This is a genomic window from Enterococcus diestrammenae, assembly GCF_049384045.1.
GTDB classification, from domain to species: Bacteria; Bacillota; Bacilli; order Lactobacillales; family Enterococcaceae; genus Enterococcus_C; species Enterococcus_C diestrammenae.
Window position 1 is genome coordinate 56,264 of the sequence record NZ_JBMRGR010000010.1, and the last position, 20,846, is coordinate 77,109.

Annotated in this window: 18 protein-coding genes; 16 read left to right on the forward strand and 2 right to left on the reverse strand. The window is 44.6% G+C overall.

Features of this window, described 5'->3' with window-relative positions:
• Positions 1–500: 500 nt before the first annotated feature.
• Positions 501–2,207, reverse strand: a complete 1,707-nt coding sequence (efbA, locus tag ACO03U_RS08405; protein ID WP_204686900.1) for a fibronectin-binding protein EfbA — start codon at positions 2,205–2,207, stop codon at positions 501–503.
• Positions 2,208–2,318: 111 nt separating this feature from the next.
• The gene (locus ACO03U_RS08410; RefSeq protein WP_204686901.1) at positions 2,319–2,732 is read right to left on the reverse strand and encodes a DUF1622 domain-containing protein; all 414 of its coding nucleotides are present in this window, start codon (positions 2,730–2,732) and stop codon (positions 2,319–2,321) included.
• 225 nt (positions 2,733–2,957) lie between these two features.
• Between ACO03U_RS08410 and ACO03U_RS08415 the strand changes: the two genes are divergently transcribed.
• From ACO03U_RS08415 to ACO03U_RS08490, 16 genes are all read left to right on the forward strand, one after another.
• Positions 2,958–3,533, forward strand: a complete 576-nt coding sequence (locus tag ACO03U_RS08415; RefSeq protein WP_204686902.1) for a hypothetical protein — start codon at positions 2,958–2,960, stop codon at positions 3,531–3,533.
• A 406-nt stretch (positions 3,534–3,939) separates the two neighbouring features.
• Entirely contained in the window at positions 3,940–4,971 is a 1,032-nt protein-coding gene (gene trpX / locus ACO03U_RS08420) for a tryptophan ABC transporter substrate-binding protein (protein ID WP_204686903.1), read from the forward strand.
• Between the two features lie 104 nt (positions 4,972–5,075).
• Positions 5,076–5,963: an ABC transporter permease gene (locus ACO03U_RS08425; protein WP_204686904.1), complete on the forward strand. Its 888-nt coding sequence runs from the start codon at positions 5,076–5,078 to the stop codon at positions 5,961–5,963.
• A gap of 1 nt (position 5,964) precedes the next feature.
• Positions 5,965–6,729, forward strand: a complete 765-nt coding sequence (locus ACO03U_RS08430; protein WP_161869231.1) for an ABC transporter ATP-binding protein — start codon at positions 5,965–5,967, stop codon at positions 6,727–6,729.
• 437 nt (positions 6,730–7,166) lie between these two features.
• Positions 7,167–8,036, forward strand: a complete 870-nt coding sequence (gene aroE / locus ACO03U_RS08435; RefSeq protein ID WP_204686905.1) for a shikimate dehydrogenase — start codon at positions 7,167–7,169, stop codon at positions 8,034–8,036.
• A gap of 48 nt (positions 8,037–8,084) precedes the next feature.
• Positions 8,085–9,116, forward strand: coding sequence for a 3-deoxy-7-phosphoheptulonate synthase (gene aroF, locus ACO03U_RS08440; protein WP_161869229.1), 1,032 nt, complete (start codon positions 8,085–8,087; stop codon positions 9,114–9,116).
• A 54-nt stretch (positions 9,117–9,170) separates the two neighbouring features.
• On the forward strand, positions 9,171–10,241 hold the full coding sequence (aroB, locus tag ACO03U_RS08445) for a 3-dehydroquinate synthase (protein ID WP_204686906.1): 1,071 nt from the start codon (positions 9,171–9,173) through the stop codon (positions 10,239–10,241).
• 61 nt (positions 10,242–10,302) lie between these two features.
• Positions 10,303–11,469: a chorismate synthase gene (gene aroC / locus ACO03U_RS08450; RefSeq protein WP_204686907.1), complete on the forward strand. Its 1,167-nt coding sequence runs from the start codon at positions 10,303–10,305 to the stop codon at positions 11,467–11,469.
• A gap of 11 nt (positions 11,470–11,480) precedes the next feature.
• A complete protein-coding gene (locus ACO03U_RS08455) occupies positions 11,481–12,572 on the forward strand; it encodes a prephenate dehydrogenase (protein ID WP_204686908.1) in 1,092 nt (363 codons plus the stop codon).
• A 32-nt stretch (positions 12,573–12,604) separates the two neighbouring features.
• Entirely contained in the window at positions 12,605–13,906 is a 1,302-nt protein-coding gene (gene aroA, locus ACO03U_RS08460) for a 3-phosphoshikimate 1-carboxyvinyltransferase (RefSeq protein WP_204686909.1), read from the forward strand.
• Positions 13,903–14,412, forward strand: a complete 510-nt coding sequence (locus ACO03U_RS08465; RefSeq protein ID WP_204686910.1) for a shikimate kinase — start codon at positions 13,903–13,905, stop codon at positions 14,410–14,412. Before aroA ends, ACO03U_RS08465 begins: the two co-directional genes overlap by 4 nt.
• Positions 14,409–15,278: a prephenate dehydratase gene (gene pheA / locus ACO03U_RS08470; protein WP_204686911.1), complete on the forward strand. Its 870-nt coding sequence runs from the start codon at positions 14,409–14,411 to the stop codon at positions 15,276–15,278. The genes ACO03U_RS08465 and pheA overlap by 4 nt, the downstream gene beginning before the upstream one ends.
• Before the next feature lie 210 nt (positions 15,279–15,488).
• Entirely contained in the window at positions 15,489–16,631 is a 1,143-nt protein-coding gene (locus ACO03U_RS08475) for an LCP family protein (RefSeq protein WP_423104588.1), read from the forward strand.
• Between the two features lie 323 nt (positions 16,632–16,954).
• Complete coding sequence (locus tag ACO03U_RS08480; protein ID WP_161869222.1) at positions 16,955–17,803, forward strand: DegV family protein; 849 nt, start codon at positions 16,955–16,957, stop codon at positions 17,801–17,803.
• A gap of 153 nt (positions 17,804–17,956) precedes the next feature.
• Positions 17,957–18,418 (forward strand): DUF6530 family protein, encoded by a 462-nt coding sequence (locus ACO03U_RS08485; RefSeq protein WP_204686912.1) that lies wholly within the window; start codon positions 17,957–17,959, stop codon positions 18,416–18,418.
• A 13-nt stretch (positions 18,419–18,431) separates the two neighbouring features.
• Entirely contained in the window at positions 18,432–20,681 is a 2,250-nt protein-coding gene (locus ACO03U_RS08490) for an AAA family ATPase (protein ID WP_204686913.1), read from the forward strand.
• The last annotated feature ends 165 nt before the right edge of the window (positions 20,682–20,846 follow it).

Sequence of the window (20,846 nt, forward strand, 5' to 3'; positions counted from 1 at the left end):
AAGAACTTTTAAAAAATCATGCGCCCAACAGGCTGATCTATCAGGAATTAAGTGGCGTATCATGCCGTCATTTTGATGTCGCGCAATTAGTGACCTAGGCATTGACATGACGATAGCTAGACCGGAAAATACTAATTACAAAGCACTTTGACATTGCATGTTCATCTTGCGGTTTTTGCTTAGATGTAACTGTATGCGCGAACGTATCTTTAGCTTTGTCTATGAGCTTTAAACTTAGAGTAAGTGTCGCAAGTGCCGCCAACTTTAAGTACATTTGCTAGTCTTTCTTAGCGTTCTCTGCTTAGAAATGACTATATGCGTTGTGCTTTTAAAGCCATGTTAATCCTACTGCGCAAAATTTCATCTTTGTTACGATAGGCTTGCTATCTTTCCCAGGAAGAAAAATGCTAGTCTTAAGGCGCAAAGCCAATAATCGATTATCGATAAAACAGCGTGGACTTGCTGGAAGGAGTCTCCGGAAGCATGTCCACGCTGTTTTATTATAGTTTTTTCCGTAAGCGATTGATTTGACTTTCTTCAGGGGTCACATAGAGGGTTTTCTGGTTTTCGTAGATAACGTAGCCAGGTTTGGCACCATTGGGCTTACGGATATGTTTGACTTGGACGTAATCCACTGGCACTTGAGCCGATTGCCGGTATTTTGAAAAATAAGCGGCCAATTCAGCGGCCTCCAACAAGGTAGTCTCTGAGGGGGACGCACTTTTGATAATCACATGGGAGCCGGGGATGTTTTTTGCATGCAGCCAAATATCCGTTTTTTTGGCCGTGCGTAAGGTGAGTTGATCATTTTGGTGATTGTTTTTACCTACCAGGATTTCAGTGCCATCGGAGGATTGAAAATGCTCCGGTTGAGAAGGCTTTTCCTTCCGCTTTTTCGGGTTACGATTTTTAAGATACCCTTGAGTAGTGAGTTCTTCACGAATTGCTGCCAAATCTAAGGGACCGGCAATTTCTAGCTGGGCAACTACTGATTCTAAGTAATTAATCTCCGCTTCAGACTCCGCTATTTGGGTATGAATTAGTTTGACAGCATTTTTTAATTTTTGGTAACGGGTAAAATACTTTTGAGCATTCTGATTGGGGGTCAACGCCGGATCAAGGGCGATGGTTAACGGGCGATCTTCGTCATAGTAATTTGCCAGTTCAACTGTAGAAGCTCCCCGAGGAACTTGATACAAAAACGTCGTGAGTAATTCTCCTTTTTGGCGAAACTCCTCTGCATTCTCTGAGTCTTTTAAGGTTTTTTGGCGTTTGGCCAGTTTACTGCGATTTCGTTTCAACTCGTTTTCAACTTTGCGAATCAACTCGCCACCTTGTTGCTTCACCCGATCCCGTTCGGCTTTGTCGTGATAAAAGGCATCTAAGAGACTGCTTAAATCCGGGAAAAGATGTGACTCTTCTGCCAGTCTTGCTAAAGATTGGTAGGTAATAGGTGTGAAAAACTCTTTCGTCCCCACCTGATAAAAAGTAGGGGCAAGGTTAGTCGCGAGACGATTAAAAAACTCATGCCAAACCGGTAGTTTTTCATTGGGGCGTTGGCTCATCAGGTAAGCCAGTTCATCCGCCGTATCTCGACCCAAACCTTGAAACTGACGTTGTAAAGCAGCCCCTGATAATTCTGGTAAGCGGGACAGTCGTTCGAAGACCTCTTGATCTTTAGCAAGAAAAGGATTGCTAGTTTCTTGTTCTGGGGGAGCAACATAGGCCACACCTGGGAGTAACGAACGGTAACTATTCTGACTAGAGCCAATATGTTTGATGGCATCGAGAATCTTACCACTCTGTTGATTCATCAGTAAAATCGTGCTATGACGTCCCATCAATTCGACGATTAACAGTAAGTTTTGGACATCTCCAAGTTCATCCCGCCGACTAAAAGCAAAATGAATCACTCGGTCGTTGTCTGCCTGGCTAATTTCTTCTAAAATGGCCCCTTCCAGATGTTTCCGCAACATCATAATAAAGTTAGGTGGGGTATCGGGGTTGGCATAGGCCATCTCCGTTAATTGGACGCGAGCATAGGTAGGATGAGCCGAAAGTAACAATTTATGATTTTTTCCTCGGGCCCGAATGACCAAGACGACTTCATTGGGGTAGGGTTGATGGAGCTTGGTCACCCGCCCTGAGAGCAAACGCTGATTTAATTCGGTAACCATCAAATGGGTAAAAATGCCATCAAAAGACATGGAATCTCCTCGTTTCTATTGTATCGTGTCCTTATTATAGCGGACTTAGAGGGAAATAAAAAGGACGGCACCTGTTTCAAGGTACCGCCAATTAAGGTAAGTCGCCAGTTGTTAACGTATTTTGCGGGTGATTTGCTGTTGTTGTTCTTGACTGTGCTCTTCTTCTTCCAAGGCGTCTTTGATCTCTCGATGTAGGAAAAAGGAAATCACGGTACGAATCACTACCACAGCGGCCAAACGAATGATGTCTTCATAAGTGGGATTGATGATGGACTCAATGATATCCGCCGCAATCAAAATTTCAAGACTTAGTAGAATATAACTTCCTAGAAAATTGCGAATAAAGTTATTGTGGCGGGCCGCTCGCACATGGTCGGGTTGGCTAAATTCTGTTTTGATAAAATCGTAACCAGCAATCACCACACCCCAAATCAGGACGAGGATTGAGAGAAAATTCAAACCCACCACGATGAGATGAAAAACGGGGGTCATGATATCCATAATCGTATCTGACAAATGCGCCATCTTAACAACTCCTTTTGCTATTCTTCAGAGGTTGGAAGTGTTCTCCTATCTTTCATCATACCGAAAGTAAGCAACAATGAAAAGGCAGACTATCGTTTTTTTGTAGTTTTTTTTAAAGGAAGAAAAAGGGCACTTGCTCTCCTCCAAGGCAAATGCTAGTATGTTAGAGAACTCTTGCGAATCGTTGCGACTACGGTGAGTAAGGAGGCGAAGGAGGGCTTTCATTTGGAACGTTTCACCCAACTAGGTGCCGCGATAAAACAGGGAGCGGTAGCCATTTACAATGATTTGGAAAAATGGTTTTCAGCGAATCAACGGCGGGGGATTTTAACCTTTGTCGGAATTATCGGCTGTGTGGCTTTGTTTTCCCTATCGATGGTCGTTGCCCAAGCCCACATTCGGCAATCGGAATACGAAGAAATCATCCATCCCCAAGTAACAGGCACGCGGATCAAACCGCTAGACTATGACCAAGAGGATGATTTTATTGCCAAAAAAAAGGCGGTATCGGTCATGTTTGCTCCCCCTCATGGAGATCAGCGGAACAAAGTGGATGCGATTTTAGCTGGCCAAAACGACGATCTCAATCGTGACTTTTATTATTATCCACTGGTTTACAACACCGTAAACATTGGCAAGAAATATGGGATTGATCCCACCAAAATTACCTTTGTCTTTTTCGAAAAAGGGGTTGAAAAGAATCGGCTGGAGTTTTCCAAACTGGAAGAGCCTGAGACAGCCCTAATTCCTGAACTAAATCGTCTGTCCATGTGGAATATTAAAACGATCGACGAAAAATAACCAATTACTACTGATTGGATGATTATTCAATTTTTGCAAAAAATAGTTGACGCTAGGTGTTGGATAGAGTATCCTAGGTTTAACTTCAGCAGTTGCCTCAGCAATAGTAGGCGGCTGAAAAATTTATTAAAGGAGTGACCATCATGACATTTTCAACTTATCTTACTGGACAATCCCAAGCATGGCGTATCTGGCGTAGATAGTTGTATTGATGGAGCACCTTCCATAGATACAACTTTTTAGAGTATCCTTCTAAAACTTGTATCTATGTTGGACATTTGACTGATTTGACCACGTAGAGACGATATCTACGTGGTCTTTTTTTATCCACTGGCAAGTAGAAGGATCGCAACTGGTTTTCCCAACAAAGAACAGTCGAACTTCAAACACGAGAGGATGAATATTTATGAAAAACAAAGGATTATTAGCAACTGTCGCAGTTTTAGTATTGGTATTGGTAGGTTACGGGCTTTTCCAAGGCGGAAAAAATGCTGGGAAAGCAAGTGAAAGTGCCTCAAGTAGTGAGAAAGCAGCGGATAAGCACTATTCAGTAGGCGTTCTGCAACTGATGAGTCACCCGGCATTAGACCAGATTTATGAAGGTATCAAGGAAGGCTTAGCTGCAGAAGGTTTGGAAGAAGGAAAGAACCTGACCTTGCATTTCCAAAACGGACAAGGGGACCAAAGCAAGCTCAATACCATGAGCCAGCAATTGATAAAGGATAAATCAGAAGTATTGGTAGGGATTGCTACGCCGGCAGCCCAAGCGTTAGACAACAATGTTAAAAACAAAGATATTCCCATCGTTTTAGGTGCTGTTACCGATCCAAAAGGGGCAGATTTAGTCGCCTCCAATGAAGCACCCGGAGCTAATATCACCGGTGTGTCCGATCAGCCCCCTGTAGAAGAAATCATCGAACTCGCTCATAAGCTATTACCGGAGGCCAAAAAAGTGGGTATGTTATATGCCTCATCTGAAGCCAATTCTAAATTTCAAATAGAAAAAGCTAGTGAAAAAGCGAAAGAACTAGGCCTAGAAGTGGTGAATAAGCCAGTTTCATCCACCAATGAAGTCGCCCAAACCGTCCAGATTTTAGCTAAAGAAGTCGATTTTGTTTTTATTCCCTTAGACAATACGATTGCCAATGCCATGGAAACCGTGGCACAAGAGGCTGAAAAACAACAACTGCCGATTTTCCCTTCAGTCGAAACGATGGTGGAACAAGGTGGGGTTGCCACCATTGGGATTAGCCAAAAAGAACTCGGGGTCCAAACCGGTAAAATGGCTGCTCAAATAGCCAAAGGGGAAGCAGATCCTGCAACCACAGCGATTTATACCTTTGCTAAAGGAGAAACCATCATCAATCGCCAGCAAGCTGAAGCGTTAGGAATCCGGCTGACAGATGAGCTAACCAAAGATGCTCGTTTTACCGATTAAAAGCAAAGCCAATAATTTTAATGTGCGGCAGCTCACGGACTTGTGAGAGACTTGCTATTACACTAGGGCAACTATTAAATGAACTGATAAAGGGGCGTTTTACAATGATCGTTTCTACCATCGGGCAGGGACTATTGTGGTCATTACTGGCCATTGGTATTTTTATGACTTACCGCATTCTCAACTTTCCGGATATGACCACCGAGGGGACATTTCCTTTAGGAGGTGCCGTCTGTGTAACGGCCATCACCAGTGGGATCCATCCGGTGCTGGCGACGCTTCTAGGCGTGGTCGCTGGGATGGCAGCGGGTTTGGTGACGGGAATCTTATACACCAAAGGCAAGATCCCCGTCATTTTAGCTGGTATTTTGGTGATGTCTGGGCTAAATTCGGTGATTTTGTATGTCATGAAAAGTCCCAATAAAGGCTTAGGACATCACTATCCGAAAATCCAAGACTTTTTTACCCAGCACAATTTACCCGATTATTTTGACATTGTCTTATTGGGGACGATTTTTGTGGCGGTGACAATTGGTTTGCTCTTGTTTTTCTTCAATACCAATCTTGGTCAAGCATACATTGCCACTGGAGATAACGAAACCATGGCTCGTTCATTGGGAATTAAAACCGACCGCATGAAGATTTTAGGATTGACTTTGTCCAATGGTGTCATTGCTTTAGCAGGCGCTTTGATTTCGCAAAATGATGGGTATGCTGATGTCTCTAAAGGAATTGGCGTGATCGTTATTGGGCTAGCGGCAATCATTATCGGCGAGGTGCTCTTTGGTGAATTAACCTTTGCTGAGCGGTTAATCGCCATTGTGATTGGGAGTATTTTGTATCAATTAATTATTTTCTTGATCATCTTTGCCGGTTTTGATACTACTTACCTGAAGATTATTTCATCTGCCATTTTAGCCGTCTGCTTGATGGTGCCACAATTGAAAAATGCCTTGCACTTAGTTACTGGATTTGAAAAGGAGGGGCAATAAAATGAGTCGCTTAGTCATAGAAAATGGGTATAAAAGCATCAAAAATGGCATCGATGAAACCCGCATCCTCCTCGATCATATTCAACTAACCATTGAGCCGGGGGAATTTATCACGGTAGTAGGGGGCAACGGAGCTGGGAAAAGCACCTTGTTTAATACAATTTCTGGCTCTTTGCCGCTTACTTCTGGAAAAATCAAGATTAACGATACCGATGTCACTTTAAAAGCGGAAGAAGCACGGGCAAGATACATCGCTCGCGTTTTTCAAGATCCCAAAATGGGGACAGCGGGTCGCATGACCGTAGCCGAAAACTTGTTGTTAGCTGAAAAGCGGGGCCAACATCGAGGCTTGGTGCCACGAAAAATCGCTGCCCGCAAGGAATATTTTTACAGTCTCTGTCAAAGAATCGGCAACGGTTTAGAAAATCACCTCGATACGCCAACAGGAAATCTCTCTGGTGGGCAACGACAAGCATTGAGTCTTTTAATGGCTACTTTAACAAAACCCGAGTTACTCTTATTGGATGAACATACAGCGGCTTTGGATCCAAAAACTTCGAAAAACTTGATGGCCTTGACTAATGAAATGGTGACTGCGGAAAACTTGACTTGTTTGATGATTACCCATCATATGGAAGATGCCCTCCAATATGGCAACCGTTTGATTTTGATGAAAAAAGGGCAAATTGCAAAGGATTTAAGCGCTGCGGAAAAGGCGCAATTGACCTTACCGGAACTGTTGCTGTTTTTTGAAGATGATTTATAAATTGCCATTTTCCCGTAAACGAATAACTGGATTTACAGAAAATAAGATTATTTTTACAGAAAGTGTTGACACCTCATTTGAATCAGACTATACTGAATGCAATCTTAAACAGTTTGGAGCGATCTTGATGAACCCATCACTAACACCACAACTGAATAAGTATTACTTTAGCTATTTTAGATAGACTGTATTCATCAAGCATGGATACAGACGTAAGCAGTTTGTATCTATGATGGCTAAGGGATTTTGACTTGACTTAATCGCCACCGTAGATGATATCTATAGTGGCTTTTCTTTTATCCTTTGTCCGGACAAGGGGTTTCGAGGGTGTTCACTGTAGTTTCATCACGGTGAGCACCCTTTTTTTGATAGACTGACGTTGCTAGCAACGTCACGTCGTAGTCGGAAAAAGGAAGTCAATTATAGGAGGAAAGCAGATGACAGCAATCATCACTGGACACACCCGATTGGCAGGTTTGTTAGGTAATCCGACCCGTCATAGCATTTCACCTGAGATGCATACCACCGCCTTCGAAAAAACAGGAATCGATGCGGTGTATCTCTCCTTTGATATCAAGGTAAATGAAGTAGCTGATGCCATTTCCGCGATTCGCACCTTGTCATTTATTGGAGCGAATGTCACAATGCCCTATAAGATGGCGGTAATTCCTCATCTGGATCAACTGACACCAGCGGCAAAACTGATTGGTGCTGTCAACACGATTGTCCCAAAAAATGGTAAACTAGAAGGACATAACACCGATGGCATTGGCTTTATGCGAAGTCTCGCTGATCTGGAAGTCGATCCCATCGGCAAACAACTGACTATTCTTGGAGCGGGGGGGGCCAGTACAGCCATCATTGCGCAAGCTGCCTTAGATGGGGTGAAAACCATTCACGTCTTCAATCGAAAAGATCATTTTTATGATCAGATTCATGAAAAATTAGCTAAAATTGCGCAAGCGACAGGCTGTGAAATTACCTTATATGATTTAGCTGGTCCGCAACAACAACTGGCTAACTCTTTAGCTGCAAGTTGCCTCTTAGTAAATGCTACCCGCGTAGGGATGGCACCTGCGTTGGCAGAAATGGCTTTACCGGAGGAAACACTGTTGCATCCTGACCTTGCCGTCTATGATGTCATCTATGAACCTCGCCAAACGCATTTGCTCAAAGTGGCAAGTGAACGAGGATTAAAAACCGCCAATGGGCTGGGGATGCTTTTGTACCAAGGAGCCGCTGCTTTTGAGGCTTGGACTGGTAAAGAAATGCCCTTGGCGGCGGTTCGCCCGTTACTCAACAACTAAACAGATTGGTAATCTGACAGCAATGAACAATAAAAAGGAGCTAGAAAAATGATCGTGATTATGAAGCCGGGGGCTACCCGGGAACAAGTGGAAAATGTCGTAAAACGAATTCGAAAAGAAGGACTGGATGTCAATATTGATGCCGGGACAGAACATATCGTCATCGGAGTCAAAGGAGACACCCGTAATGTTCAAGACGTTTCATTTTATAGCTATGATGGCGTGGAAAAAGCCGTGCGTATTTCCAACACTTACAAATTAACTTCTCGGGAGTTCCATCCTGGGGATACAGTAGTCGATGTCGATGGTGTTAAAATTGGTGATGGTCATTTTGTCACCATGGCAGGACCTTGTTCCATCGAAGGGTTAGACCAAATCAGAGAATGTGCCCGCATCGCCAAAGCTGGTGGGGCTGAAATTCTTAGAGGTGGCGCCTTCAAGCCACGGACTTCTCCCTACGCTTTCCAAGGCTTAGAAGAAGAAGGCCTACAATACATTCGCCAAGCAGCTGACGAGTTTGGGATGAAGGTGATCACTGAAGTTATGGACGAAAGTCACATCGAGATGGTGGCTGAATACAGTGATATTTTACAAATTGGCGCCCGCAATATGCAAAATTACAAATTATTGCAAGCTGTAGGGAAAACAGGTAAACCTATCGGCTTGAAACGAGGGATTGCTGGTACCATTGACGAATGGTTAAATGCTGCCGAATACATTGCAATTTCTGATAAATCGCCGGTGATTTTCATCGAACGGGGCATTCGAACCTATGAAACTGCGACTCGCAATACCTTTGACTTAAGCGCCGTCCCTTTGATTAAGAAATTGAGTCATTTCCCAATTATCGTCGATCCCTCCCATGGTACCGGTATTTGGGACTTGGTACCTCCGATGGCACGCGCAGGGGTAGCAGCTGGAGCGGATGGGATGATTGTCGAAATTCACCCTGATCCTGCTAACGCTTGGTCTGACGGCCCTCAATCTTTAAATGAAAAAACCTACATGAAGATGATGAAAGAAGTCGACATCATGGAAAAGGCTATGCAGGAAATCAAGGCTCTCGAACAAGAAAAATAAAAAAAATCTCAATAGTTTTTGGACAATATTTGAAGGATTTGAGGGGATATGGCTATGTTAACGGTACATTTGAAAGACCATCAATACGATATTCAAGTAAAGCGAGGGTGCTTAGCCCAAGTCGGTCCTTTTTTACAAGACTTATGGCAACCTCAAAAAGTCGCCATCATTACCGATGACAACGTGGCTTCATTATATGAAGAACAGGTTCGTGTCGCAGTGACGCAAGCGGGATTTGAGGTAGCTACCCATATAGTTCCTCACGGGGAAACAAGTAAATCCTTAGCGGAAGCCGAAGAAATCTACGCTTTTTTAGCCGATGAAGGCTTTACCCGTTCGGATGGCATCATTGCCTTAGGTGGTGGGGTAATTGGTGATTTGGCAGCTTTTGCAGCCTCGACATATATGCGTGGAATTCATTTTATCCAGATCCCGACAACGCTATTAGCCCAAGTGGATTCCAGCATTGGAGGCAAGACCGCAGTTAACACCGCAAAAGCCAAAAATTTAGTGGGAACATTTAGTCAACCAGACGGGGTATTAATCGATCCTGATGTCTTACAAACCTTAGCCCCTAGAAGGATACGAGAGGGGATTGCCGAGATTATCAAATCGGCTGCGATTGCCGATTTAGCTTTGTGGCATCATTTGGAAAAACTCCCTGATGAAGATGCCCTGTTGGCGGATGCCGAGTATGTAATCACTGAAACATTGAAAGTGAAGCAAAAAGTAGTAGAAGCCGATGAATTTGACAATGGGATGCGTTTAATTCTTAACTTTGGACACACGATTGGCCATGCAGTGGAAAAAACCGCTGGCTATGGTGTCATTAGCCATGGGGAAGGAGTTGCCATTGGTATTATGAAAATTAACCAACATGCAGAAGCGCAAGGCTTGTCTCCTCAAGGAAGCACTGCCCAACTAAAAGAGCTGATCGAAAAATTCCATTTACCTACTACCACCGAGAACTGGGACGAAACAGCACTTTACGAAGCGATTACCCATGATAAAAAGGCTCGGGGGGATCATTTAAAACTGATTTTACTAGCAGCAATCGGGGAAGCAAAAATTGTTACCCTCCCCTTGACAGATCTACGGGCTTATTTAAAAGCAGCTAATAGTTGATTTGGGGGGACCTTTCCCACTATAAAAAAATAATCCCTTGATAGGAAAAAGGAGGCAAACTATGCGTTATTTGACAGCAGGAGAATCTCACGGACCGCAATTAACCGCTATTATCGAAGGCTTGCCAGCCGGAATGCCACTGACAGTGGAGGATATCAATTGCGAATTAGCTCGGCGCCAGACCGGTTACGGCCGGGGCGGGCGGATGAAAATCGAAAAAGATCAAGTAATGATTGTCTCTGGTGTACGCCATGGGAAAACCATCGGCGCACCGGTGACTTTAGTGGTCGAAAACCGGGATTGGAAAAATTGGACTGAAATCATGTCAGTCGCCGATGTTCCGGAAACCGCCAAAGGGACTCGGAAAGTCACCCGGCCTCGTCCAGGCCATGCCGATTTAGTGGGTGGCATGAAATACCATCACCGGGATTTACGCAATGTCTTGGAGCGTTCTTCGGCGCGGGAAACCACCATGCGAGTTGCTATTGGCGCAGTCGCCAAAAAATTATTGGCTGAGCTAGGTGTGACGGTTTGCGGTCACGTTACTATGCTAGGTGGCATCCAAGCAACGATTCCAGAAGGCTTAAGCATTACTGAAATCAAAAAACGATCCGAAGCTTCAGAAGTTCGTGTCGTGGATCCAAATGTGGAAGCCGAGATGAAGGCTTTAATCGATGCTACCAAGAAAAAAGGCGATACCATTGGCGGTGTGGTGGAAGTCATCATGGGTGGAGTGCCAGCAGGTCTAGGGAGCTATGTCCAATGGGATACCAAGCTGGATGCTAAGCTGGCACAAGCAATCATGAGTATTAATGCTTTTAAAGGTGTCGAAATCGGTATCGGTTTTGAAGCTGGCAAACTCCCAGGTTCCCAAGTGATGGACGAAATCTTTTGGCAAGAAAACCAAGGCTATACTCGTAAATCTGATCATCTGGGGGGCTTTGAAGGGGGCATGACGAACGGCGAGGCGATTATTCTCAAAGGTGTCATGAAACCAATTCCCACTCTATACAAACCTTTACAAACAGTCGACATTGAAACGAAAGAGACCTACAAAGCCAGTGTCGAGCGTTCGGATAGTACCGCCGTCCCAGCTGCCTCGGTAGTCGCTGAAAATGTCGCAGCCACAGTTATGGCAGAAGCCTTTTTGGAAAAATTTGGGCATGATTCCTTTGATGAGCTGAAAGAACAAGTGACCACTTACCGGGAGTACCTGAAAAACTATTAGGAGGACGTTCCATGAACCAGCAAGTTTTGATTATTGGGCTGGGATTGATTGGTGCTTCTTTGGCGAAAGGGATTCGACAAACACATCCTGAGACAACAGTGGTGGGCTGGGATCATTCCCCAACGACTTGTCAGACGGCTATTGAGAAGGGGATTATCGATTGTTGCGCCAAAGATTTTGCGACCGCTGCGCCCACCGCCGACATCATTGTCTTTGCCACTCCAGTCAGTGTGACTTTGAGCTATTTAGAGGAGCTCGCGCAGTTGAGATTAAAGCCTGGAGTGATCGTCACCGATGCAGGGAGTACCAAATCAGTGATTATGGAAGCCGCAACCAATTTACCTTTTACCTTTATCGGGGGGCATCCCATGGCGGGGTCCCATAAATCGGGGGTCAACGCCTGTGATGCAAACCTATTTGAAAATGCCTACTATATATTCACTCCCCAGGCAAAAGATCAGGCGGCTCTCCAGACACTCCATGAACTTTTTGCGGGAACCCGAGCAAAATATGTGGAACTGACAGCTAGTGAGCACGATGAAATTACCGGAATGCTGAGTCATTTGCCACATATCATTGCGGCTAGTCTCGTCAACCAAGCAGACCATTTCAATCAAGAGCATCCACGAGCAAAGCAACTAGCAGCAGGGGGCTTTCGGGATCTCACCCGGATTGCTTCATCCGATCCGTTAATGTGGACCGATGTTCTCTTGAGTAATCGCGAAACCTTGATGTCCCAATTAACCCTTTGGCAAGAACAAATGTCAAAGGTCCAACGATTGTTGATCCATCGCGACCGGGAAGGAATCTATCAATTTTTCCATCACGCCAGAGATACGCGGGATCGTTTACCTGTCCATAAAAATGGCGCCATCCCAGCCTTTTATGACCTCTATGTGGATGTACCAGATATTCCCGGAGTCTTGGCAGAAGTTACGGGACTGTTAGGTGAAGCAGGGATTTCGATTATTAACTTAAAGATTCAAGAAACGCGCGAAGATATCCAGGGAGTTTTACAAATCTCTTTAAAAAACCAGCGGGATCTTGAAGCGGCTAAAACGTGTTTGTCCACCCAAACACCGTATACTTGTCGCGTCAAATAAACAGAATACTCAAACTTTTCAAGGAGGAAACCATGAAACTGACACCCACTTCACAGGGATTACAAGGAACACTACAGATACCAGCAGATAAATCCATTTCTCATCGTAGCATCATGTTTGGCGCGTTAGCTGAAGGAACGACCACTATCAAAAATTTTTTACGAGGAGAAGATTGTCTAGCGACCCTTCAGGCTTTTAAAAAACTAGGGGTTCCAATCACTGATGATGGCGAGACGATTACCGTCACCGGTGTCGGGTTCAATGGTTTACAAGCCTATGATACACCCATCGATGTCGGTAATTCTGGCACGACGATTCGGCTGATGATGGGCATCTTAGCTGGGCAGCCTTTTACCACCACTTTATTCGGAGATGATTCTCTGGCAAAACGCCCTATGAATCGAGTGATGCTGCCACTAAATCAGATGGGAGCAAAGTTAACCGGTGAAAAAAATAGTGAGTTTCCGCCAATCACCATTGTCGGCTCTAAAAACTTAAAGCCACTTACTTATCACTTGCCGGTTGCCAGTGCCCAAGTAAAATCTGCAATCATTTTTGCAGCCTTACAAGCCTCTGGGACGTCAACCATCATTGAAAAGGAAGCAACCCGCAATCATACCGAGGAGATGATCAAGCAATTCGGCGGCCAGATTGAGACGGCTAGCGATGGCAAGACCATTACTGTTAAGGGGCCACAGACCTTTACCGGCCAAGAAGTAATCGTTCCTGGTGATATTTCTTCAGCGGCCTTTTTCTTAGTCGCAGGAGCCATCATCCCTAACAGTCAGCTATTGCTCACCAATGTCGGTATCAATCCGTCAAGAACTGGAATTATCGACGTTATGAAGCAAATGACAGCGGATTTAACCCTCGATCATCTCGATCAACAAAATCAAGCGGCTACAATGACGATTAAGACATCACAACTAAAGGCGACAACCATTTCTGGAGAGATTATTCCACGACTTATCGATGAATTGCCGATTATTGCCTTGTTAGCAACGCAAGCGACAGGTAAGACGATCATCAAAGACGCGGAAGAATTGAAAGTCAAAGAAACCAATCGCATCGATGCGACGGCAGCGGAATTACGAAAAATGGGAGCCGATATCACTCCAACAGATGATGGCTTAGTGATTCAGGGACCAACGCCACTTCATGGGGCGGTCGTCGATTCTCGTGGGGACCATCGAATCGGCATGATGCTAGCGGTTGCCTCGTTAATAGCCAAAGGGGAGACTCAATTGCTCCGGCCAGAAGCAGTGGCGGTTTCTTATCCTAGCTTTTTTGAGGATATCCAAACATTGATGGGAAAAGGAAGTGAGGATAAATGACCGCCATTTTATTGATTGGCTTTATGGGGGCTGGTAAAAGTACGGTGGGACGCCAATTGGCTGCTGACCTAGATTTGCCTTTTGTGGACTTAGACACCGCCATCGAAGCCGAAATCCAAATGTCCATCGCCGATTACTTTGCAACTCAAGGAGAAGCGAGTTTTCGCCAAATCGAGAGCCGTATCCTGCAGGAAATAGTAGCTCAAGAAGCCGTCGTAGCCTGTGGTGGGGGGATCATTTTGCAACCCCAAAATCATCAGTTGCTTAAAAGACAGCCCAACGTAGTGTATTTACAAACGAACCCTGACCAGCTCTATCGACGAATCAGTCAGGATACCCAAAATCAACGGCCTTTGGCAGATGAAAAAACTGCCGCTGAAGTGACAGCTATTTTACAACCGCGGCTGCCTCTATACCAAGAAGCAGCCTCTCTGGTAGTGGTAACCGATGATAAAACTCCCGCCATTATCGCCACCGAAATTATAGAAAGGTTAGGAAAGCTATGATCGTTGGATATTTAGGCCCACAAAGCTCCTTTACCCATCAAGCTGCTCAAATTTTATTTGGCAAAACTCAGTTACATGCTTTTCCCTCCATTCCAAACTGTCTGCAAGCCGTATCTGAAGGGACTTGTGACTGTGGCGTTGTGCCTATCGAAAATTCTTTGGAAGGCTCGGTGCATGCGACGATTGATTACCTTTTTCATAAGAGCAATTTACAGGTGATTGAAGAAGTCATTTTACCGATCAAACAGCAGCTGTTGGTCTCACCAATGACTCAGCTGGCTGAAATCACAACCATCATGAGCCATCCCCAGGCGTTAGCTCAAAGTCAGACTTATTTGGAGCGGCATTTTCCTAAAGTAAAACTTGAGGCGGTCTCTTCGACCACAGCGGCGGCGGAATACGTCAGAGATCATCCTGAAAAAGGCTATGCAGCTATCGCCTCAACACAAGCCGCTGCTCGCTATCAACTAACCATTGCCGCAACGAACATCCAAGACAATGCGGTGAATCAGACCCGTTTTTGGGTGGTCAAAAAGGCCCCTCAGGAAGAGCAAAAATCAGCAGCACAAATTGAAACCGGCGCAAATATCGCTAAGCAGACGTTGTTGGTCACCTTACCGTCGAACCAGCCAGGTGCCCTTCACCAAATCTTAGCGGCTTTTGGTTGGCGAAAGATTGGCTTGTCAAAAATCGAGTCTCGACCGTTAAAAACCCACCTTGGGGAATACTTCTTTGTAATTGATTTGGTTTGTGAACAATCCTCACGTTTAATTGCCAATGCTTTGGAAGAAATTACTTTATTAGGAGCCACAGTGCGCAATCTCGGCGCTTATCCGGTTACTACGATAACGGACTCCAGTCGATAAAAATAAGTTAATGAAGCTCTGCTGACGGAAAACATCGCGTCTTCCGAACAGTCGGGCTTCATTTTGCTATGTGACAAAGTCGTTCGTAGCAAGATCTTCTAAAAAAGAGTAAAATTTTCAAAGACGAAAGACATTTGCCAAGAGGTAGGGTATCCTGTACTTAGTTATCAAAGGATACGGATACATCAAGATGAGATAGGAGTGGCGTAGTTGGATAGTCGCAAAGACCGCAACAAGAAATTATATGAAGATTTAGCTGGCGCAGACAAGGGGAAACTCTTTGCTCGTCGACAGATCACCCAAGAAAGTAACTCCGATCCGCAATGGACAACAGAGGATATGGAAACTCTCCCAGACGAAGGACAAACACCAACGGCTAGACGAACTGGTGGGAAACAACCACCACAGGGTCCCGGTTCCAACGGGAAGGCTCCCAGACCAAAAAAACCGCAAAAGCGCAAGAAACATCGCTTCCTACGCTTTTTCGTGAAACTAGTTTTGCTGTTGTTAATCTTCTGTGTGGGGGCCTATTTTGCTGGTAAATGGACTGCTAACCAAGGGGCCGACATGGACAAACAAGAAGCCATCACTTTTAACGGCTTTAAAAACAGCGATGGTTCCAGCAATATTTTATTGCTGGGAAGCGATAGTCGGGAAGGGGAAAATGCCCGAGCTGATACGATTATGGTACTGCAGTTAGACGGACCGGCGAAAAAGCCGAAGCTCATTTCCTTCATGCGGGATACCCTAGTCGACATTCCCGGAGTGGGGCAAACAAAGATTAATGCGGCTTACGCATATGGCGGCGCAGAATTGTTGCGGAAAACCCTCAAACAGAATTTTGGAATTGAATGCCGTTACTATACGATTGTTGACTTCCAATCTTTTGAGAGTGTGATTGATACACTGTTTCCAAATGGTGTCACAATTGATGCCGAAAAAGACATGAGCAAAAATCTCGAAGTACCCATCAAAGCTGGCAAACAACAGATGGACGGGTTAACCTTGTTACAATATGCTCGTTTCCGTATGGATGAGGAAGGGGACTTTGGACGGGTCCGCCGCCAGCAACAGGTCATGAACGCAGTCTTTAGTGGGATGAAAAATCCCTTGGTGCTAGCAAAACTGCCATTTGCTGGTGGTAAAGTGATGGGTGAGGCGGCCACCAATTTGCCCATGAGCTATCTCCTAAAAAATACTATTTCTATTGCTAAAGGCGCCGGTGGGGTGGATCGCTTATCGATTCCTGTTGACGACTCTTGGTCTTACGGAGTAGACTATGCGGGCGGTAGCGTCCTCGTCATCGATCAAGACAAAAATCAAAAAGCCATCAAGTCTTTTTGGGAAAAATAAGCAGCAAATTCGAAAGCTACTCACAAGTTCAGAGGGACTTGTAGTAGCTTTTCCTGATAGACGTAGCTGACTGAAACGAACCCAACGATTACCGACTGTTTGTTTTAACTTTCTGAGTAGTTCAAAGCAATGTACCACCGAAAGGAAAGGACTCGATGATTCAACAGCTGGCCACTTATGCGAAACGAAACACTTTTTTTCTCCGGTTCGCATATTTCCATTCAAGTCGCTTTGTGCTATATTTAGTAATATGTTCTTAGCTGAATTGTCTTTTTTTTTGCGAAAGACGCTTCAGGAAATCTTGAAACGAGGTTCGATTTTACATGAAATTAGCAGTCGTTACCGATAGCTCGGCGGTTTTACCAGAGGATATCCAACAGCATCCAGATTTATTTGTGATTCCGATTCCCGTGATTATCGATGGAAAAAGTTATAGCGAAGGGCAAGACATTGAAGCCGATGCCTTTTATGAAATGTTAAATACCAGTAAAGAGTTTCCTAAAACCTCACAACCGGTTTTAGGCGAAGTCTTGGCATTATATGATGATTTACAAAAACAAGGCTACGACACCGTTATCAGCATTCACTTATCAGCTGGAATCTCCGGTTTTGTCAGCACCTTAGAAGCGATTAAGGATGATTTTTCTGGATTGAAGATTATCCCTTTTGATTCACGAATTACTTCCATGCCGATGGGAAATATGGTGAAAGCCACTTTAGATATGAATGATGCAGGTGCTTCTTTAGCAGAAATCAAAGAACGACTGGCATTTATTCGGGACAATGTCTATGCCTACTTAATCGTGGATGACTTAAATAACCTCGTCCGCGGGGGGCGCCTGACTAATGGGGCAGCGTTATTAGGTGGTTTATTAAAAATCAAACCGATCTTGACCTTTGTAGAAGGTAAAATTGTTCTCTTTGAAAAGATTCGTTCCAGCAAAAAAGCCTTTGCTCGTGCCGAAGATATCGTTGGGCAAAAAGCGGCGGCGATTGACCAACCTGTACAATTTTTTGTTATTCATGCCAATAATTTAGAAGTCGCAAAAATTGAGAAAGCCAAGTTACAAGAAAAATATCCTGAGGCTCAGATTACCATCGGCCATTTTGGACCAGTGATTGGTACTCATTTAGGTGAAAAGGCGATTGGAATTGCGATTTCTCCTTATTAATTTCATAGTGATTAGAAGATGTGGCGACATCTTCTTTTTTTTGACTAAGATCTGCTCCACGCGTTTGTCTCCCCACCGAAAAAACCGATTGTTTGGCACTTCGGCTGGGACTCGTTATAATTTAGATAACACGTTGAATAAAGGATGACGACAATGAATGAAAAAGAGATACAGCAAAAACCTGTACTAAAAGTTGATAATTACCAACAAATTGATGGGCGCTTAGCCCAAAGCCAGCCTGAAAAAAAACTAACGCTAGGCTTATCAGCAGACAATCAAGAATTGCTTGGTACGTTGCTGCAAAAAGAAGGGGATGGGTGGCAAACCCTTGATAGTCAACCCTTTAGCCGCATTTTAGATATGGCGATTTTCTTAGCCCAGGGGAGTTTGTATTTTCAAAATGCTTATCGCTATGACAAGTTTTATAACCCTGAAAACCCACAAGTCGATATTATCGGCTTACAAGGTGACCGTATGACTGTTGAAGTAGCGACAGGTAATCCAACAATTGATGAGGATATTGTTGCTTTTCATGACTTGCTCCAAAAAGATGGAGAATTATTAGGGCAGCGCTTGCGTACCTTGAAACGATTATTAGAGGAAGCTGGCTATTGAGGAGGGGAAACCGTTGACAGAATACGAAGTAACAGCCGGTCGGGTCTTTAGTAAATTGGAACAAAAAATGATTTGGCAAAAACCCGCCAGTCACCAAACCGGTGAAGTCGAACTGCGGGTGGCCTCTGAAATCAAAGCCAACTGGGATGATCCCGAACTCAAGATTTTCAATGTCCTTTTGGAAGGAGATGCTGGTTCTGGGAAAACCGAACTAGCCAAAGCGTTGTCCTACCAATTACAGCTACCTTATACCAAAGTGACCTGTTTTGCCGATATGGACAAATCCGATGTCTTTGGCGCCTTACTACCCGTGACAGAAGACTGTGAGGCAGATGGAGACCTGTTGGAAGCCATCTACCAAACGGATAGTTTGCAAGCAGTCTTAACCTTGATTGAACAGCATTTTTCCCTCCCACCAGCTGGGGCCAAGGAAAAACTTGCCCAACTGGTGGCGCGGATTGAAAATAGTAGTGTCACCCCTGTACAATATCGTTTTTATCCATCAGAAATCTTACGTGCATTGGAAAAAGGCTATCTTCTGGAAATCCAAGAACCGACTGTGATTCGCGATGCTTCCGTGATGGTAGCTCTTAATTCCGCGTTAGAAGCCAATGGGATGCTGAATACACCGACTGGTCTCGTCCGACGACATCCTGACTGTGTCGTCGTAATCACCACCAACCGTAACTATCAAGGTACTCGCCCCCTCAATGAATCTTTACGGGATCGTATGCAACATGCTGAAAAGATGGACTTACCACCGTTGGAAGTCATGGTTAGTCGCGGGGAGGCCAAAACAGGCTTTACTGAAGAAGAACCCTTGCTGTTGATGGCAAAAATCATTCGTCTTTTAGAAGAGGCCGCCAAAGCGAATGCCATCAAAGGCGTCGCGGGGATGCGCTCGTATTTTTATTGGGTGAATAGCCTCAAGCAAGGACAAGACCCTTTAAAAACTTTGTATCCCAAAGTTCTTTATAAGCTCACCACCGAGCCGACAGAATTGAAAATCTTGGAAGAGACCTTATCTAGCAGTAGTCTTTTAAAAGACTTGTCCAGCTGGTATCACGGACAACCTTTACAGGGGTATAAACAGGGACGGCGTTTAAATCAAGAAGAAGCAGCTGCCCGCAATATTACCGAGGAAGCTGTGACTTTAGTTTCCGAAGCGGCTGAGGATGCTGCGGCTCTCTCAGATTCCTTAACAAAAGACAACCTTGAGACTGCGACCCCAGATGCGTCTCAACAAGAAACAGCTGCGAAGGCTTCTGAGGATCTACCAGAAAGTCAGCAACGCAATGATAGCGTGGCGCAAAGTTCAGGAGGGACTGAGGGTAATCCTGAAAGTGAACCCCAGACCGGTGCAACGGTGGAAACAATCCTTGAAGATGAAACTCAGAAAAAAAGACGGTTGAATCAAGCCGCCCGGAAACTATTTCGAGCTACTAGCCATGCTAAAGAAGGGCTGATTATTCATCGTCCCCATGCCACCGCAACAGATGAGAAACGGGCTCAAGAAATGTTACGGGAAATTCGTCCACAAGTCAGACCCTTAATCACCAAACTCAAGGAAATCCTCGAAAACGAAGCCAGTACTTCATTTCATCGAGGCCTATACACTGGGACGCGTTTTGATGCGAGTCGTGTTGCGTATGAAGATTTTCGCACCTTTGAGAAGAAAAATCCGCCTCACGAAGCGCCTTCATTAGCAATTGCTTTACGAGTGGATGAGTCTGGTTCAATGGTTCGAGAGGGACGCCTAGATGCAGCTAAAAAAGCCGCTCTAGCAGTATTGGAATTTTCACAAGAACTGGCACTACCATTCATGGTGTATGGCGATACCGCTGATCTTTCGCCACGGGAAAAAACTTCAATTTACTCTTACAAAGAGTTTAGTGATGACTATTCTCAGGTTGCTGGCAAATTAGTTGGAATGAAGCCCCGGCAAAACAATCGCGATGGGGTACCGTTGCGCCTGCTCGCCGACGCTTTGAGTCACGAGACAGCTACGACGAAAGTCTTACTATCGATCTCAGATGGTCAACCCAAGGCATTGCCAGATTATACTGGCAAAAAAGCTCGTGAAGATATCCAACAAGTCATCGCTGACTACGAACGCCAAGGCATCATCTTTTTAGCAGCGGCTATCGGGGAAGACCAAGAGATTATTCGCGAGATTTATGGAGAACACCGTTTCTTGGATATCACGGATCTCAAGGGTTTCCCAGAGGAGTTAATTGGACTATTAGGGCGGTACTTAAACTAAGTTAGCATAATTATATTATGTTAACTATGTGTGGCTTTTTTGAAATGTCAAGCCTTGTAATTGTTTTTTTATTCCGCTACAGTTAATAAGACGGAATAGCTCAAAAAAGAGACGTGGGAGAGGTATAGTCCTATCGTCTCTTTGATTATTTTTGATTTCCGATAT